Consider the following 17,081-nt stretch of genomic DNA (forward strand, 5'->3'; position numbering starts at 1 on the left):
GCCCCCTCACCGGCTGGGCAGCAGCTGCCCCCGGTACGTCTGCAGTCGTCTCCGCAACGACGTTCTTGGGTCGTGGCCCCCGACGCTTCTTAGGCGGCGCGACTTCGGCCGGCGGCGCGGTCTCCACGATTTCGGTATTGCTCTCGTCTACCATGGGTGTTTCCCCTCTCAAACCGATCATCTTTTTCCATTGGGCGGATCGCAGAGTCAACAACTGCGCATCGCAACATCATCTATCAGTTGGCGCATGACACCGTTGCCGGTCAATGCGGGAACCGAAGGCGGACTAGGCGCCGGCCGCGAATGCAGCCGTTCACGCTGCAACGCTCGTGGCCGAGTTTTTCTGCGGCAGCGTACCGGAACCGAGGAAACAGACCTTCTATCCGCTTAGCTATGCGCTTAGCGTACATGATCACTTTCTGTTGGACTAACCCTGCCCCGCGCCCAGTGAGCCATCTGGGGGCGATACTCGCCCCGCCTGCCCGCGGGGCCTTTCTTTTCCGCACATTCGACTAATCAAGCCGCCGCCCCCGCCGCTCGCGCGTTCGCAGCAGGATCCGCATAGAACCGAGCCGCAGCAATGCCGAATGACAACGCACGATCGTCGAATAGCTTGAGCACCCCATCAAGCGTTCCAGGCAACGCCTTTTTCCGCCACCCTGCCGGTCGCGTAGCGATGCCAACAGTAGTTCCGCCAGCGTCAGACTGGAGGGGAAAGGCCGTCACTGCCTGGACTACAGGTCGCAAGCTCGGTGAATTATCTGTTTCCCAGCCGCGTGCACGCATTGATGCGTTAATCACGGCGCGTTCGGGTTCGGCGCCGGCGTCTCTCTTGTATCTCGCGTCGGATGTTTGTGATCGTCAGGCTCCGGTGGCGCTTTGGAGGATCGCTTCCTTATTCTGACCTAACCGGAAACCAATGCCTACTTGAGGGGCTTGATGAATGGAGAGGGCAAAATGGTGTCATCTGGTAGGTTCGCCACGCCTCTAGCCAATTGCAGCACGCGTGAGGATGGAGCCATGACGTAACGACGCTCTCAGCATTGGTTTGGCGGTTTGGGAAAGGACGTCTTCATTCACCGTAGCTGGATGAAGCATCGACCTCGATCATGTCGCCGCTACCTGGCGGTCGGCGTGCACGGCATGGCAGCACTCGGGCGTGCCGCTGACCTTCACGATCTTTGGTACGTCGGTCGCCTGAGCTCGGACGAGATCCGTGAACTGGTTAATTACCTGATCCAGCCGATCAATTGTGAATGCGCTATCCGCGAACCATAGGTCCAGATTGCTACCAGGATCAGCCGACGCGTATTCATCACGTTTCCAGGGAGACTGTCACACCCAAGCCCGGCGGGCGACCAAATGAATTTTGCCCGGACAAGCCATCCAAGCAGGGCTCCGCAAAGTTCCGCCTCTAGGACCTTCCCCGAGGGCGGTGGGACCTCCGTCGCAAACAAGTCAGGCTCGCGAAAACCGGGGACGCCATGCACAGGCCGACATCGGGTGGTCCTCAGCGACTTTGCCTTCCGACCTTCCGGAGAAGACACCGGTAGATAACCTCTCCAACCTTACCCACCGAATTCGGCGTCACCGCCGAGCATACCCAGGTGGTCGGTCTTTGGCGCGGTATGGAACGATGCTCTTGAACGGACGCCATCCAGACATGACATCACCAATTTCACCGGTTACAGCATCGACAGCGGCGCTGTCTTGTCGATTGGCGATCATGCTCCGGCAGGTGACGAAAATTTCTGCGGGCGCTGGCGGCACATCTTCTTTGGGCCTACAACAATGTCCGTATTCAGCTTGAAGAGTGCAGCGAAGATGGATGAACCTGGCAAATTCAAGCGGCAGCCTCCGGAGGATCGACGCCAGGCCCTGATCAACGCGACCCTGGTTTGCTTGGGCCGCGAAGGCCATGCGGGTCTTTCTATTCGCAAGATCAGCAAGGAGGCCGATATCTCCGTCGGCCTCATCAACCATCACTACGCAAACAAGGACGCGCTCGTCGGCCATGCCTATGAGCATCTCGCGCATAGCCTGCTCGACACCGTCAGGGCGCAGGTAGCCGCCGCAGGGCCCGATCCGCGTGCGCGGCTCAGCGCTTGTTTCCACGGTATTTTCTCATCTTCGGCGCTCGAACGCAGCACGCTGCGAACTTGGGTGGTTTTCTGGGGGATGATCGACCATTCCGAAGCCATCAACGAAGCGCATGACCGAACCTACGCGGTGTATCGGGGACTACTCGAGACGCTTCTGAGCGATATCGTCGCCAACGGAGACGCACCCTGCATCGATATGCGCCTTGCGGCGATCGGCCTGTCGGCGATGCTTGACGGCCTCTGGCTGGAGTTCTGCCTGAACCCCACGACCTTCGCGCGGGACGAAGCCATCATGCTGTGCGAAAGCTGGGCTGACGCGCTATGCGCCGGCGCGATGCCGCAACTTCGGCAAACTCCGCACCTCGAAAAATAGACATTTGAACGATCGTTCAATTTCCATTGCGTCGGAAAACCGAACCTGTATCATCTCCGCTCAACCAGAACGGAGTGTGCCGATGAAACGCCTGCTGCCCCTCGCCCTCGCCGTATCCATGACCTTTACCGCAGTTGCGGCGGCAAGCGCCGAACCGCTGAAAATCGGTATGGCGCCCGAGGCCTATCCACCCTTTGAGTGGAAGGAAGCCGACGGCACCTGGAAAGGGTTCGATATCGACATCGGCAAGGCGATCTGTGCCGAGATCAAGCAGGAATGCATCCTTGTGGAAGTCGCCTGGGACGGGATCATTCCGGCGCTGCAGGCCAAGAAGATCGACATGATCCTCAACTCTATGACAATCACGGACGAACGCAGCAAGATCGTCGACTTCACCGGCCCGTACTACTCGACCCGCGCCACCTTCATCGGGCCGAAAGACACGAAGATTGAGCTGACGCCCGAGGGAATGAAGGGTAAGGCGATCGGCGTACAGGCCTCGACGACCCATGCAACCTATGTCGAGAGCAAGTTCAAGGACGTCGCCGAAATCCGCACCTATGCCACGCAGGACGAAGCCAATGCCGATCTGGTCGCCGGGCGCATCGATACGGTACTCGCCGATAATGTCGCGCTCGATGCCTTCCTCAAATCTCCTGACGGCGCCGGCCTTGCCATGCTTGCCGACGTGCCTGCCGAGGATGGCGGAACGCTGAATGCCGGCATCGCCATTCGCAAGGAGGACAAGGAATTGACGGCAGAGGTCAGCGCGGCAATTCGCACGCTTCTCAAGAACGGCGAATATGACCGTATCGCCAAGCCGTACTTCAATTTCGATATCTACGGTCTGCCGAGAGAGTAACCGGGGCGAGCAAGATCATTCCACGACAGCATCAGCTCAATCGGGATTGAGGTTGTTGGCTGATCGGCTTTGCCTTTTGCCGAGGTGAAACGTCGACCGCCCCGTTCACGACAACCGACCTCGCGTTCCATGCAGCAAGGCCCCGGCGGCGATGCTTTCCGGGACCACGCCCCGCATGCGCCGGCGCTTGCCTTTCGCCCAGGCGAATGACATTTTCGCAGCAAGCCCTGCACAGGCTCGAGAAGAACGGCTCCGTTCGCCGCTGCCCGGAGGGCACTTTCCCACGCAAGAACGGACCTTCCGATGTCGCATCCGACGGCGACGATCAACGGCAACAGCGCCTCGTCGCTTGCGGGCATCACCTAAAGGTTCATCCTCAATTTCTGTGTTTCAGTGGCAGCATTCTCGCCCTGATCAGTTGTGGGCCGGCGCGACCGTACATTGCTCGCTTCAGCATCTTGAGGCGGTTGATCTGCCCTTCGGCTTGACCGTTGCTCCACGGGAGTTCGATTGCATTTTTGACGGCATCAATATCCCGGCGCAAAACGCTGGCGAAACGCATGATTGCCGTGAGCCCGGTGTCGATGGCATCGTCGATCCATTCATCCAGCGCGTCCGGGCTCCTGCTGCGCAAGATGCCGTTGAAGCGCATGGCCAAGCCACGCATTATGGCGAACACTCGAGAGCCCTGCTTCAATGCATTGACCTTTCTGGCCTGGCGATCTGTCAGCAAGCCGCGCGGCTTTAAGCACAAAGCTGCTGCCACCACAGACGAGATCATATGGCCCGTGTCAGGATCGCGAACGGGTTCTGAAACATCCGTCTCCGGAGGCGCTCGTCGGATTGAATGTTTTCGACCTCACGCCACACCTTCAACAGGCGCTCCAGATTGGAGCGGCTGCCCGTGTAGCCGCGGTTCTTGATGTCGTAAAACAGATGGCGCCCAATGCGGTTTCCATTCCTCCAGCATTCAGCCAGAAATGTTTCAAAATACAGTGGCGATGTCGGATACTATGTCGCCCGGTTTCTGTCTCGAGGCGCACTGGAAGTAAGCCAATTCGCGATGCTGCGGCGCTCGTATCCGGTCCGTCTTGCAATCTCACTGTAGGTGAGGCCCTGCTGCCGCAAAGCTTGAAGCGTGTCGAATATTTCCTGACGAGATTGCCTATGCGCCAAGCGGGCACGGCGCTGTTGTGACCTGGCGCTGGCGATAGCATCTTCAGAGAGAATGGGTCTAACATTGGCGTGACCGTACACGCTCATCTGTTCCTTCATCGCCTCCCTGAGATTTTGGACCAGATGAAAACGGTCAGCCACTTAGAGGGCCTGCGGGGCGCCCTCTCGGGCTGCCTGAGCATACAAACCACAGCGATCTCGGCTCACGACCTCGATCGTCGGACGCTCTTGCAACCAAGATTTTGCGCTCTCGACGCTGCGGTCCTCCAAAACATCGACGACCGAATGACGCTCAAGATCGACCATGATCGTCCCGTACCGCGAGGAATGCCGCCAGCTCCAATCATCGATGCCCACAACCCGAATAGTGCATTTTTGCGTGGACGCCGGATTATCGCGCTTCAATTGCCGCAAGATCGTGTCGTCGCTGACCGGCATGCCGAGCCGATGCAGCAAGTGCTCTCCCGGACGACCGCCCATCCTGTGGCCAACCAAGCCCACAATCTCAGCCATCCGTTCAGTTCGTCGCATGTAGGGTGAAGCAATCTCAGGCAACCTGTCGGTGAAGGTTCGTCGCCCGCATTCCGGTGTCTACACTGCCACCGGTTCAGTGCGAGCTCGATTTTCACAACTTGACCTTGAACAGGCAAGTCCTGGAGGCGGCGGTTGTGCCAGCCGTGGCGATGCCGGCTTTGCGTTCCACAATCCGGGCAGATACCGACAGGTTTCGCAGCGGCAGAAACAACCCAGTTTTCTTCATCTTGAACGGTAATACCCAGAACCTTGACCCCTGGGCCGGGTGACCATTTCAATTGCGCTCGCATCCCCGCAGATAGCAGTCGAGGCGCTAACACTCTGTTAACCACAGAGATTGAGGAAGAACCTTTAATCGTGAGACACCGCATGCAATAATTTCAACAAGATAGCGCGGCACTTAAATTGAGATTGGGCATTTAATTTGAGATTCTGGCTTCGATGTTGGCACTTAACGTGAGATTGGCCGCCGAGGAAAACATGGCTGCCTGCGGCCAAGCTTCATCAGAAAATGCCAAATATCACAAACGGTATGGCCGGGCCGCAAGGCGTCAAGTGCCAAAACTCGCACGGAAAAATCTCAAATTAAGTGCGATCACCTGCCGGAACGGGCGCATTCTTACGGTTAAATGCCAAACGACAGGGAGAGAACACACCAACGCCTTTCCATTCGATATCAAGGATACCTCTCGTTTTGTCCGACAGATAGAGGCGCCTGAGCTGCTCGTCATACTCAGGTCCAAGGAACGCAAGAGGCGCAATCAAGGCTCCGGTGCTCACGCCCGTCATTACTGCGAAATTTGGACGGGTTCCAAGTTCGCTCCATGCGGACAGGATTCCAACTGCAAAGGCTCCCCCGGAACCGCCGCCTGAGATGGCAAGCATAGTAGGCCTTCCATTCACGACGACCGGCCTCCAGGGGTCATGTTCTAAAGCCGTTGGCCGCGGATCATCAACGTGAGCCCTGATGTTCTCAAATCGCCTCGGACGAACTATACATCGGACGTTCCGGTGTCGTGCATCCGCTTAAAACCGTTAAGAGGATCGACACGCTGACGAGTGCGGCGTGAAAGGGCATTCTATAATTCTCTCGAATTGAGAGCTTCATCCAGTCACTCCGTCGGAGAGGGCAGCCACCGTTTGCCGGCGGCGCGGAGGAAGGATCTTCTGAGGCAGATCAAGCTCAGCCTACGACTTCGGTGTTTCCGGATCTGTTGCGGGAAGTTTTACAGCCGCCAACATGGCGCCTATGGCCGCCACACCCATCGCCAGACCGATCCACACGCCGTAGAGTTTTTGACCGAGAATCAGACCGCCGATCAGAGGCGATGCAATGTCCGTGAACGCTCCGAGCGATTGGGCGGAACCCATGACGACCCCTTGACGGTTTCCCGGCACATGAACGGACAAGGCCGCAAGATATGTTGGCTTGGCCATGGCATCGCCTGTGCTCACGCAAAGGACCGCCAATGCCAGAAAAGGCACCGTGGTCGCCAGGCCGGCCACCAAAAATCCTGTGCAGACCAGGCCGAACATCAAAAGGATCAGGTGGCGTTCGGAGAGCCCCCGGCTGAGCCAACCCAATACAACGAGCTGGACCAAGATGTTGATCACTCCGTCAGCCGCGACGATGATGCTGAGGTGCTGGGGGCCGAAAGGCTCCCCATTCCAGATGAACGTCTCCGCGAGGAAGACTGGCATTTGCGAGCTATAGATGCCGTAGGCAAGAAAATGGCATAACATCACAAGAACCAGGATGCGAACGACCGGCGAGGAAAAGATGGCACGAAACGAGATTTTCTCGCGTTGATATCTTGTGGTCTGAGGAGATGCTCCTTGATCTCGCTTGAGCGCAAACACTGTCAGCCCAACAGCGCCGATCGAGAGGAAAAGGGCTGCAAAGATTGGCATTGTCAGCGAAGTGTTAGAGAGAAACCCTGACAAGCCGGCGCCGCTAATACCGCCCAAACCTACGCCACCGGTCAGGATACTAAGGGCCTGCCTCCGATCCTCAGGTGTCGTGTGGTCAGCGACGTAACCTGCGGCGGCGGAGAAATTGCCGCCTGTCAGTCCAAAGAGAGCGCGCGCTACAATTACGACGAACACATTTGGCGCAATCGCGAGGAGAAGAAGACTCGCGGCTGCCATAAGTTGGCTCGCAAGCAGAATGCGTTTCCTCCCGAACCTGTCTGACAGCTGACCGAGGGTGGGTGCGGCAACAAACTGGATGAATGCTTCCGTCGCAAGGACAAGGCCGAAGATGAACGGGCCTGCCCCCAAGTCCCGCAGGTAGAACGGCAAGACAGGCAGGACCGACGCCATTCCAGCAGCATAGATGCAAACGATCAGAAAGAGTGGCGCCAAGGTTTGCCAGTTCCGGCGCATCTTGGAAGCGGTTTTCGGATACATGGTGTCGCTCATCCCCACGTCGCCCCCTGAGTAAGGTCGAAAACAGTACGCGATGTACTGTCGTCCTTAGGCCATGCCTTGTCGAAATCCGCGAACGGGACCTTTCTAAAATTGATGTCCAGATTGCCGGGGATCGTGGCACGCAGCACCTCGCCGGTGATTTCAACGAGCCTTTGCACGGATACGCTGCCAATTCCGCAGCCCATCAACTCGAGCGCTGACGCTCTTAACAAAGCACCCGGCAAAGAGATCTCAGAACTAGCGGCGGACCCCACCTGCACAAAACGCACCGGCGGCCGGTCGCGGCCAGCCTTTGCAGCGGCGGTCAAAAGGCACACCGCGCTCTTTCCCCAGAGATAGTCGATAACGATATCGATGCCTTGTTCAAATTCGTCCACCAATCGGCGTTCGAGGGCTTCCGGTTCTGCCGCGAGCTGGATGGTCGTGACGGCGCCACTCTGCTTGAGTTCGCCAAGCGCAATCGGATTTCTACCGGTTGCCACAATCTTGCCGGCGCCAAGCCATTTCGCGATCCGCACTGCAAGGCGTCCGGCTGTTCCGGTCGCTCCGTTGATCAATACCGTTTCACCCGGCTGCAAACGGGCCCGTTCTGTCAGCGCCGCCCAAGATGAAGCTCCCGGATTGGCAACGGCAGCGGCAGTAAAATCGTCGAGGTCGTCTGGAAGGGGAACACAAAAGCGAGGTGCTGCGACCACGTACTCAGCCATGCTTCCAAACGGCGGTCGGGGAAGACCAAAGTAGACACGACGCCCGTCATCGAGCTTGCCAACGCCGTCGATTCCGACGACGAAGGGAAACACCTCGTTCGCGCTGTAGTGGGCACCCGAAACACGCGCCTTGGCGACATGGCTGATCGCGGCTGCGGTGACTTTGATCCAGTTCTCTCCAAAGAGAGGGGCAGGCGGGGAGACTTCACCCAAAACGGGTTCCCTTCCCATCGCCGCGACGATTGCCGCCTTCATCGGCGTTCCTCCTGCAAAGAGGTGAGGTTCACTCCAGCCAAATAGCTTTCTATGTCCTCGTCTCGTTCGGCATCGAAGACGGCGCCAACGTATCCGTCCGGACGGACCAGGACGCACTCTCCCGGCATCAGTGAGTAGGCGTCCTTGAAATGCTGCCACGCGTCGAAAAACTCGCCATCGGAGCCGATCCGGTGAACGTGCAATCCCGCACGTGACTTGACCGTCTGCTTTGGGAACTCGTATGCCAGCAAGGTCCAATGAGGTCCCTTCAGCAGATCGAAGACGCGGGTGATCTGTCCTCCGGCTCCGCGAAGGGGTGCATCTGGAGCACGCGTGCCGGCAGGAACAGAAGGCTGCGTTGCCGTGCAATTCAGCGACAGTCCGGAAACCGGATAGTCGATATCGAGCTGACGGACGTCCCTGCCGCGTCGCATCTCTCCTTGCTTCTGGGCGTCAAGCAGGCGGCTTGCCAGGCCGAGCATGGTGGCTGCGACCGGTCTCCTCTCTGCCTCGTAGCTGTCCAGCAAGCGAACTGGCGCGCCGCGCAACACGGCAGAAAGTTTCCAGCCCAGATTGTAGGCGTCCTGCACACTGGTGTTCAGGCCCTGGCCACCAGTCGGCGGATGGACATGGGCAGCATCGCCGACCAGGAATGCGCGGCCGCTCCGATAACTGTCAGCCAGGCGAGCGTTCATTTCGTAGTCTGAGGCCCAGTAGACAGCGCGCACGACGACGTCGCTTTGACCTGTGCGCTCTGAGACAAACTTCGTCAGCCCTGCGGGAGTGAGATCCACGTGCGCTTCTTGCGCGACAGGTCCCTGGATCTGGAACAGATCTGTGCCGGCAAGCGGACCGATCCAAATCTGCAAACTCATGTCGCCGCCCCTGGCGAAGCGGTGAGCGACCTCACGGGAAAGCCCGGAAAGCTCGACGTCGGCAACGACAGCACGCGCATCAAGCGTGCTCCCGGGAAAACCGATCCCAAGAGATCGTCGCACGAAGCTCTTGCCGCCGTCAGCGCCGATCAGCCAGCGTGCCCGAATGATTTCTTCGCGCTCATTATGCGCAACAAAGGCAGTAACTCCGTCCTCATCTTGCTCGAACCCCTTCAACTCCAGACCGAATTCAACCCGGCCACCAAGTTCGGCCAGGCGCGAGCGTAGAATCTGTTCGGTTATGAACTGAGGAACCATGAGCGCCAAATGGTAGGGCTCCGCCGGCGTTGGCTGAATGATCTCGCCCATGTCAGCATCGCTGTAGCTTCCATCGTCCCGATAGGTCCGTTGGCGTGGATAAAGTCCGCCTGCTGCCACAGCCTTGTCGAGAATGCCGAGGTCTTCGAATATTTCCTGGGTTCTGGGCTGTATTCCCTTGCCGCGCGACCCGTGAAATGGCGCGTTCAGCCGATCGATCAATCGGAAGGAAACCCCGCGCCGCGCAAATTCAATGGCGAGCGTCAGGCCAGCCGCACCCGCTCCGCAGATGAGTACATCTGCAGCGAAATCATTTGTCATCTCTGCCTCCATATGTGTATTATGCACATAAATGGAGATGGGACCGATGTCAACAAACAATGTGCAAAATACACGCACCTCCGCGATGATGCGCGATCTTCACGGTGCCTTGATCGAGATCGTCAGCGCGATGAACCGCCCCCAGCGCGACGACGAACTCGTGCGTGAAGCAGGGATTACGCTGGATCGCGCGCTGTTTCGCCTCCTGATAGCCATCGAGCGTTTCGGGCCGATCGGCGTTGTTGAGCTGGCTGAGCGCATAGGGTTGGATTACACGACGGTTAGTCGGCAAGTCGGTAAGCTCGATAGCCTGGGTCTCGTCGCTCGCAAGGGAAGCGTTGCCGACCGACGAATTCGAGAAGCGGACATAACGAAGGAGGGAAAGCATATGACCGACAAACTCGATGCAGCGCGCGAGCGGATGTGCCGAGCGATCTTCGCTACATGGGAGGAGAAGGATGTTGAAGATCTGGTGCGGCTGATGTCCCGATTTGCCGAAGCGTTCAGACACGATAAGAAGACATGAAGGTCAAGGATCGCTAATCTATCGGAATTCTTCACCACTCATCACGACTTGTGGAAACGCTACCCAACGTCCAACGGTTAGGCAAACACGCAACGCGACAACGGCGAGCGCGAGAAGCAGGATGCCGACAGTGATGCTCGCGATGCGATGATTTAAAGTACCTTGCCGAGCATGAAGGGCGCCTGCGTTTTCCCGGCTGAGTCCTTTCCTTCGGTTGCGTAAGGAACATCGTGCGCAGGCATCCGGCAACCTTTAGAAATTCGTGCTTTCTGCATTGGTTTAGCTTTTCGCCAACGCGGAAGAAGGTGCGGAAGAAGGTAAGGTGTGGAAATCCACACTCCCGCCACTGGACGAAGGCCTAGTCAGGATGGCGAAAACACCTGCGAAACCCGCAGTGGGCTATCTCCGGTAGGCAATTCAGTTGTTATTGAGAGCGCGCTAAAATGACATCAAACACGTAACCTCGCCTTGCTCGGAAAGATCAATCTCGCGGAGGCGCGGAACCCGATGCCCTCGCCTTCGTTTGTCGTTCAGCAAGCGAGGCTGCATGACCGACAGCAAGCGTATCATGAATGTCCATGAGATCCCGAGTTTTGTCGCCGAGGTGATTGCGGCGGGTTGCGACATCAACGCCGTGGGCAACGACATGTATGTGCTTGGCGACGTCGACGAGCAGCAAGAAGCCAAAGAGGAATTGAGACGGATCGCCCAACGGTACGGCAACCGCGCATCCCTCAAGTCTGAGATTATCACTTACCTTCGGTCGATTGGACGGTTCGTGGATGTGACCTGGCCCAAAACTCTCCACTAGCGCCGGGACTGGACCCGCAACATCCGCGACCGCGTGTTCACCCGTTTGCATGATTGCCCGACACCACGGCGCGGAATAATTTCTGTGGCCGCAAAGCTGCGCGACGAGGGTCGAGTTAATCACGACAGAGGCTACGGCTTCATAGCGCCGGTCGCAATATGGTGGGACTTCCGCGCGGTCCGGGGAGCGATAAATGGGAACCTATCTGATAACCGGAGCAACCGGTGGCATCGGTGAAGCAATCTGCCGACGAATGGCCCCGCATCATTCTTTGATGCTGGTGGCGCGCAATCAGGCCAAACTCGATGCCTTAGCTGGGGATCTTGGTGGAACGCACCGGGCATGGGCGACCGACATAGGTGAGGATCGCGCCATCGATGCTTTCGCAGCGAGAATGGAAAGCGAGCATGTCAATCTGGATGGGGTGGTACTCATGCCACCGCAACCGCATGCTGATGACGATCCAATGCCCGCCCCTGACGTCTGGCGACACTTGTTTCAGGTAAGCTTCATCGGCCCGCTGGGGTTGCTGAAAGCCGCGATCGCACGCATGAACCCGGACCCCGCCCGGGGCCGGCGAGCCAAGATCGTCATCATCTCCGGCATCTCGTCAGCGCAAGTCCTGGGCCACTACGCAACGGCCAACGTCATCAGAACCGCTTGGATCGGCGAAGCCAAAACGCTCGCCTTCGCGCTTGGAAGCCGAGGTATTCACGTCAACACCCTGTCCCTCGGCGGTACACTTTCGCCGTGGTACCGAGACAAACTCGAAACGAAGGCGCAGAAGAACGGCATTTCCTTTGAGGCGCAGCTCGCCATCGAGACGGACAATGTTCCACTCCGCAAATATGGCGAGCCAGCCGAGGTTGCGATCGTGGTCGAGGGATTGCTTTCGCAGTTTTCGGATCACATGACAGGCTTGAACATCCTGCACGATGGCGGTTTTACTCGCGCCTATTAAGGGCGTGGCGCCGCCGACCTTGACACCCTGGCCGACCGGCACTTGAGTCACGAAAGCGCAAGACTGGTTCCCCAACCCGACCGTCATCAGGTCCATCATCCGGACTGAAACAACATTCCAATCGCCGTTTCGGCAAGGCAGAGGTTCGGCTTTCCATGTGACAGCAGCATTGTCTGGATGATAAACGTCAGTTCGAGTGCAACTGGGAATCGCGGAAGAAGACATAATGCTCACTGGTCGGGCCGGCTTCATGCGCACCATTTCGGATTGCGTGCTCCACAGAAATTCGTCACCCGTCAAAGCGTACGGATTTGCCGCCACCGCGGTCTTGATTGCCTTTGTCCTTCGCTATTTCCTAATGGGTGTTCTAGATGATCGGGCAATCTACATTCTTTTCGTGCCCCCCGTCCTCCTTGCAGCCGCAATCGGGGGCATCGGTCCCGGGATCCTTGCTGTCATCGCTTCCATCGGTTCGGCAGCCTATCTTCGGTCACTTACTCCTGGCGGGGTACAGATACCGGAATTGGTCGTGTTCACCACCGTGGGGGTCGCAATTTCCTTCTTGGGAGAAATGCTCCGACGCGCTCAACATGAGTTAACAACCGCTGACGAAGCCTTGCGTACTAGAGAGGCGCATCTCCGGTCGATCCTGGACACTGTTCTCGACGCCACCATCGTCAGCGAGCAGGACGGCACGATCGTATCGTTCAACGCTGCGGCCATCAGACAGTTTGGCTACCGCGAAGATGAGGTGATCGGCCAAAATCTGCGGATGCTGATGCCGCAACCCTATCGCAAGGAACACGACGGCTATCTCGAGCGGTACCTCTCGACCGGTGAAAAACGTATTATCGGAACCGACCGTGTGGTCGTCGGTCAACGAAAGGACGGGTCGACCTTTCCCATGAAACTTGCCGTCGGGGAGATGAGATCCGGTGGTCGAAGGTTTTTCACAGGTTTTATACGCGACCTGACTGAGCGCGAAGAATCGGCCGCTCGTCTGCAAGAGGTTCAGACGGAGTTGGCTCGCCTCGCCCGTCTCAACGAAATGGGCGAAATGGCCTCGACGCTCGCCCACGAATTGAACCAGCCACTCTCCGCTATAGCCAATTATGTCCACGGTTGCGGGCGGCTGCTTCAGCAAGCCGAAAGTCCGCGCGACATCCAGATACGGGATGCGCTGAAGGAAGCCGGCGAACAGAGCCTGCGTGCGGGACAAATCATCAAACACTTGCGGGAATTCGTCACCAAGGGAGAGACGGATAAGTCTCCCCACAACCTGCGGCAACTGGTCGAAGAAGCCGGCGCGCTTGCTTTGGTCGGGTCGCGTGAGAAAGGCGTGCGAACGGTCTTCGATTTCGAATCAGGCGCAGACCAGGTCCTGGTCGACCGAATCCAGATACAGCAGGTGCTGACAAACCTTATGCGCAACGCCGTAGAGGCGATGAAAAATACGCCCAAGAAGGAACTTTTGGTCACCATTCGGCGCTTGGGCACTACAGAGGTCATGATTGCGGTCGAAGACTCCGGCGCTGGCATACCTGAGGAAATTGCCGCCAACTTGTTTAAGCCGTTCACAACGACCAAGGCTGGTGGCATGGGCATTGGGTTGTCGATCTCCAAGCGCATCGTCGAGGCGCATGGTGGCGATCTAACCGTCTTCAGCGGGAGTTTGGGCGGCGCGCGCTTCAGCTTTACCTTGCCGCAATACAACGAGGAAGAAAATGCCGATTGACGATTTCACCGTGCATATTGTCGATGACGAAGAGGCGGTCAGGAAATCGCTCGCATTTTTGTTGACGATGAACGGACTGGGTGTTCGAGTGCACGAGTCCGCCACTGCGTTCCTCTCCGTTGCTCCAAATCTGCGGCAAGCCGTGCTCATTACCGACATGCGCATGCCGGACCTTAGCGGATTGGACCTCATTCGCCGACTGGTCGCCCTCAAGACAACCATCCCGTCGATCATGATAACTGGCCATGGGGATGTGCCGATGGCGGTCGAAGCGATGAAAGCGGGAGCCGTAGACTTCATTGAAAAGCCCTTTGACGACCACACCATTGTTGAAGCGATCCGACGCGCCTCTGAGCGTTTGAGCGATGCATCGTCGCCAATCGAGAGTGCTGAAGACATTCGGGCGCGCATCAGCACCCTCAGCGACCGCGAGCGTCAGGTTCTAACCGCGGTCGTTGCTGGACAACCGAACAAGGCGATCGCCTTTACGCTCGACATCAGCCCGCGCACCGTTGAAGTTCACCGGGCGAACGTCATGGCGAAGATGCAGGCCCGCAGTCTCCCGGAACTTGTCAGAATGTCTCTCGCAGCGGAAACCGCAGACTAATCGCGCCATCATCTTGATCTGGGACAAAGCCTGGACTTTCAGTCTGTGCGAAGTTTGAGGAATTATCGCTCGAACCCACGGAACTGCAGTGTCCAGCCCGCCACCTGTCGTCACCATTGCGAAAGACGAAGCCTTGCTCCGCTCATTGGTCTTCGCAATGCAGGCGCATGGATACCAGGTCGAGCAGTTCCAGTCATGGCTTGCAGCAAAAGAGCGAAGCTCTGCGGCCGAGATCCTCGTGCTTGACGGATCTCTTCCGGTGACGGACATCGAAGCATGCTTGGCGCTGGCGGCCGGCAAGAGAGTCCTGTTGCTTGCAGATGAAGACATCGACCGGGCGAGGCCTCAGAACATTCTTGTCCTTCACAAACCTCTTTCCGGCCCCGATGTCATCGCGGCCTTGGCCGCACTACGTAGTAATGCGTAGTGGAACGAACGAATTTCGCACGCGGCCATGCTTCGTCATGATCTGACCATCAACAAAGGGTCGGTCCCATGCACGCTTCTACCGCTTCCATCGCCTCCTCCTTCGGCTTTAATGCCGCTGCCAGCCTTGTTGGTCGGTCGTTTGCTCGGCCGCGCCCGGTCGCATTCTACGACGCAGAAACCGAAATCTATGCCCAAGGCGAACTGGCGGGTGCGCTCTATCGGATCGAGTACGGCGCGGTTCGGATTTTCCGTCTCCTCGCCGACGGACGCCGGCAGGTCGTGGCGTTTCACGTTGCCGGAGAAACCTTCGGCTTCGAAGCGAGGGCCATGCGTAGCTTCTTTGCTGAAAGCATCGTGCCCACGGGTTTGACCACCGTCGCCATCGAAGAAACAGGCCATGGTACTCCCGAATTGATGGCGCTGGCGCTGGAGAGCATGGTGCGGGCGCAGGAACATCTTCTGGTCGTCGGAAAACAGAACGCGCTTGAAAAAGTGGCCGTCTTCCTCGTTGACCTTTTCGAACGTCAAGGCGCAAACGGCACGATCGACCTGCCAATGACCCGAACAGATATCGGCGACTATCTCGGTATGACAATCGAAACGGTTTCACGGAGCTTTTCGAAGCTGCGCGCTATGGGAATCATCCGGCTCGAGAGCACGCGTTGCGTAAAAGTCTTGAACCTCACGGCGCTCCGTCGCATGGGCGAATAGACAAGATGACGCATCGCCGCGACGATGGGCCCCGATTGGGTAGCAAGCCTAGCAAGGTCGTGACGCCCGCATTATCCTTGGACCTCGCTACCGCATAAGAGCCGCGGCGCTGGTTGCCGTCGCCGTCCAATCCGACGATTCTCTGCACAGGATGGACGGCTTAGATGGCTACACCCGCCACCTCACGAGGCTGGAAGATGAGGGATTCGTCTGTTAGCCCTTTACGGGCTCGTCCGGTTCCTCGGTTTCTCTCTCGACGAAGTTGTCGCTTACACAAACGACCGCTCATCAGCGACGATACGACTTACCCTTTCTCAGCGCGAGCATCGTCATCACGTCCGCCTGCAAATCCAGGCAGATCTGACGATACTCATCTATCAAGTGCTCACGCCTCGTCATCTCTCGCTCGAGCTTGTCGAGTGTCGTCGATGCCAATGCGTAGGCCTCGAAAAGCTCACAGATGCGTTCGTCCATCGCGCCCCGCAACTGCTCGCGATGGCGTGGCGCGACGTCCGGCAAACATCATTGCTTATTACGTGCGGAAGGGAAGTACGTAACAGTTAAGACTTGCGATGGCATCTGCCGGTAATGTCACGTTGTTTGACTGAAGCCTGATGAAACACTTTCCATCGAGTCAGGCGGCGATGCCGGTTATGGCCTTCCACTGGGCCATTGCCCGCATCCGGTGAATTTGGGTGCACAGGGCAGAACGCTTCTGTGATTGCGGGACGAAAAGATTTCTGACCGCCGAAAACACTGATATGAATCGCTGCAAGGCGCCCGCGGATCGGAAACCCTGCATCACCCGCTCTCGTTTTCGCAGCGGCAGGTGTGAATTTTCCGCCCGATTGTTCAGGCCCTCGTGCGATCGGTGTTCGACGCTCGGCATCGCCTCCCCTTGGCCGCTCCATACGAGCGCAGTTTGTCGGTGATGATCCGCTCCGGCGTGAGGCATTGCTTCTTCAGCAGCCTCACCAGCAATCGCTTGGCCGCCTTCGTATCACGACGAGCCTGAACGATTTCGTCGAGAACGTACCCGTCTTGGTCGACCGCTCGCCATAGCCAATGCTTTCGACCCGCGATGGAGATGACCACTTCGTCCAGATGTCAGACATCTTTTCGTGACGGCTTCTTTCTGCGCAGTTGTTTGGCATAGGCCGGCCCGAACTTGCGGCCCCATCGCCGGATCGTTTCATAGGACACGATAATGCCACGCTCCAGCAGCATTTCCTCGACCAGCCGCAGGCTCAACGGGAACCGGAAATACAGCCACACCGCGCGGGCGATGATCTGCGGCGGGAAACGGTGGTTCTTGTAGCTGACGATCGATGAATTCATCACCGACCGA

The 17,081-nt window shown here is 57.9% G+C and carries 14 protein-coding genes and 2 pseudogenes; 9 read left to right on the forward strand and 7 right to left on the reverse strand.

Annotated elements, in window-relative coordinates; all coding sequences use genetic code 11:
- Positions 1–1,791: 1,791 nt before the first annotated feature.
- Positions 1,792–2,475, forward strand: a complete 684-nt coding sequence (locus AB4Z53_RS27435) for a TetR family transcriptional regulator C-terminal domain-containing protein (protein ID WP_441598749.1) — start codon at positions 1,792–1,794, stop codon at positions 2,473–2,475.
- Between the two features lie 82 nt (positions 2,476–2,557).
- Complete coding sequence (locus tag AB4Z53_RS27440) at positions 2,558–3,337, forward strand: transporter substrate-binding domain-containing protein (protein WP_441598750.1); 780 nt, start codon at positions 2,558–2,560, stop codon at positions 3,335–3,337.
- A 376-nt stretch (positions 3,338–3,713) separates the two neighbouring features.
- On the opposite strand, the pseudogene AB4Z53_RS27445 reads toward AB4Z53_RS27440, so the two are convergent.
- The 5 genes and pseudogenes from AB4Z53_RS27445 to AB4Z53_RS27465 all read right to left on the reverse strand — a co-directional run bounded on the left by AB4Z53_RS27445 (position 3,714) and on the right by AB4Z53_RS27465 (position 9,953).
- Positions 3,714–5,337, reverse strand: a pseudogene (locus AB4Z53_RS27445) (ISL3 family transposase).
- Between the two features lie 295 nt (positions 5,338–5,632).
- Positions 5,633–5,932, reverse strand: a complete 300-nt coding sequence (locus tag AB4Z53_RS27450) for a patatin-like phospholipase family protein (protein ID WP_112597219.1) — start codon at positions 5,930–5,932, stop codon at positions 5,633–5,635.
- Between the two features lie 303 nt (positions 5,933–6,235).
- A complete protein-coding gene (locus AB4Z53_RS27455) occupies positions 6,236–7,468 on the reverse strand; it encodes an MFS transporter (protein ID WP_060581912.1) in 1,233 nt (410 codons plus the stop codon).
- Positions 7,465–8,439, reverse strand: a complete 975-nt coding sequence (locus tag AB4Z53_RS27460) for a quinone oxidoreductase family protein (protein ID WP_060520149.1) — start codon at positions 8,437–8,439, stop codon at positions 7,465–7,467. Before AB4Z53_RS27460 ends, AB4Z53_RS27455 begins: the two co-directional genes overlap by 4 nt.
- Entirely contained in the window at positions 8,436–9,953 is a 1,518-nt protein-coding gene (locus tag AB4Z53_RS27465; protein WP_060581913.1) for an FAD-dependent oxidoreductase, read from the reverse strand. The genes AB4Z53_RS27460 and AB4Z53_RS27465 overlap by 4 nt, the downstream gene beginning before the upstream one ends.
- 46 nt (positions 9,954–9,999) lie before the next feature.
- On the opposite strand from AB4Z53_RS27465, the gene AB4Z53_RS27470 reads away from it, so the two are divergent.
- The 7 genes from AB4Z53_RS27470 to AB4Z53_RS27500 all read left to right on the forward strand — a co-directional run bounded on the left by AB4Z53_RS27470 (position 10,000) and on the right by AB4Z53_RS27500 (position 15,733).
- The gene (locus AB4Z53_RS27470; protein WP_029742527.1) at positions 10,000–10,479 is read left to right on the forward strand and encodes a MarR family winged helix-turn-helix transcriptional regulator; all 480 of its coding nucleotides are present in this window, start codon (positions 10,000–10,002) and stop codon (positions 10,477–10,479) included.
- Positions 10,480–11,026: 547 nt separating this feature from the next.
- Positions 11,027–11,290: a hypothetical protein gene (locus AB4Z53_RS27475; protein ID WP_049810946.1), complete on the forward strand. Its 264-nt coding sequence runs from the start codon at positions 11,027–11,029 to the stop codon at positions 11,288–11,290.
- Positions 11,291–11,483: 193 nt separating this feature from the next.
- Complete coding sequence (locus AB4Z53_RS27480; RefSeq protein WP_060581915.1) at positions 11,484–12,251, forward strand: SDR family NAD(P)-dependent oxidoreductase; 768 nt, start codon at positions 11,484–11,486, stop codon at positions 12,249–12,251.
- Between the two features lie 250 nt (positions 12,252–12,501).
- Complete coding sequence (locus AB4Z53_RS27485) at positions 12,502–13,986, forward strand: PAS domain-containing sensor histidine kinase (protein WP_060582018.1); 1,485 nt, start codon at positions 12,502–12,504, stop codon at positions 13,984–13,986.
- Positions 13,982–14,593 carry a response regulator FixJ gene (fixJ, locus tag AB4Z53_RS27490; RefSeq protein WP_029742523.1) on the forward strand — a complete coding sequence of 204 codons (612 nt, stop codon included), beginning with the start codon at positions 13,982–13,984 and terminating at the stop codon, positions 14,591–14,593. Before AB4Z53_RS27485 ends, fixJ begins: the two co-directional genes overlap by 5 nt.
- An 88-nt stretch (positions 14,594–14,681) precedes the next feature.
- Positions 14,682–15,020, forward strand: coding sequence for a hypothetical protein (locus tag AB4Z53_RS27495; RefSeq protein WP_029742522.1), 339 nt, complete (start codon positions 14,682–14,684; stop codon positions 15,018–15,020).
- A gap of 68 nt (positions 15,021–15,088) precedes the next feature.
- Positions 15,089–15,733: a helix-turn-helix domain-containing protein gene (locus AB4Z53_RS27500; RefSeq protein ID WP_060581916.1), complete on the forward strand. Its 645-nt coding sequence runs from the start codon at positions 15,089–15,091 to the stop codon at positions 15,731–15,733.
- Between the two features lie 288 nt (positions 15,734–16,021).
- On the opposite strand, the gene AB4Z53_RS27505 is transcribed toward AB4Z53_RS27500, so the two are convergent.
- The gene (locus AB4Z53_RS27505; protein ID WP_060581917.1) at positions 16,022–16,252 is read right to left on the reverse strand and encodes a hypothetical protein; all 231 of its coding nucleotides are present in this window, start codon (positions 16,250–16,252) and stop codon (positions 16,022–16,024) included.
- 115 nt (positions 16,253–16,367) lie between these two features.
- Positions 16,368–17,071, reverse strand: a pseudogene (locus AB4Z53_RS27510) (IS6 family transposase).
- Between the last annotated feature and the right edge of the window lie 10 nt (positions 17,072–17,081).

Origin of the sequence: Ensifer sp. 2TAB8, assembly GCF_052115125.1 — a bacterium.
In the GTDB taxonomy this organism is placed as follows: Bacteria; Pseudomonadota; Alphaproteobacteria; order Rhizobiales; family Rhizobiaceae; genus Ensifer.

Coding starts and splice junctions, on each gene's coding strand:
- AB4Z53_RS27435 (WP_441598749.1), top strand. CDS start 1,792: ATGTCCGTATTCAGCTTGAAGAGTGCAGCGAAGATGGATGAACCTGGC.
- AB4Z53_RS27500 (WP_060581916.1), top strand. CDS start 15,089: ATGCACGCTTCTACCGCTTCCATCGCCTCCTCCTTCGGCTTTAATGCC.
- AB4Z53_RS27460 (WP_060520149.1), bottom strand. CDS start 8,439: ATGAAGGCGGCAATCGTCGCGGCGATGGGAAGGGAACCCGTTTTGGGT.
- AB4Z53_RS27470 (WP_029742527.1), top strand. CDS start 10,000: ATGTCAACAAACAATGTGCAAAATACACGCACCTCCGCGATGATGCGC.
- AB4Z53_RS27465 (WP_060581913.1), bottom strand. CDS start 9,953: ATGACAAATGATTTCGCTGCAGATGTACTCATCTGCGGAGCGGGTGCG.
- AB4Z53_RS27475 (WP_049810946.1), top strand. CDS start 11,027: ATGACCGACAGCAAGCGTATCATGAATGTCCATGAGATCCCGAGTTTT.
- AB4Z53_RS27480 (WP_060581915.1), top strand. CDS start 11,484: ATGGGAACCTATCTGATAACCGGAGCAACCGGTGGCATCGGTGAAGCA.
- AB4Z53_RS27450 (WP_112597219.1), bottom strand. CDS start 5,932: ATGCTTGCCATCTCAGGCGGCGGTTCCGGGGGAGCCTTTGCAGTTGGA.
- AB4Z53_RS27455 (WP_060581912.1), bottom strand. CDS start 7,468: ATGAGCGACACCATGTATCCGAAAACCGCTTCCAAGATGCGCCGGAAC.
- AB4Z53_RS27485 (WP_060582018.1), top strand. CDS start 12,502: ATGCGCACCATTTCGGATTGCGTGCTCCACAGAAATTCGTCACCCGTC.
- AB4Z53_RS27440 (WP_441598750.1), top strand. CDS start 2,558: ATGAAACGCCTGCTGCCCCTCGCCCTCGCCGTATCCATGACCTTTACC.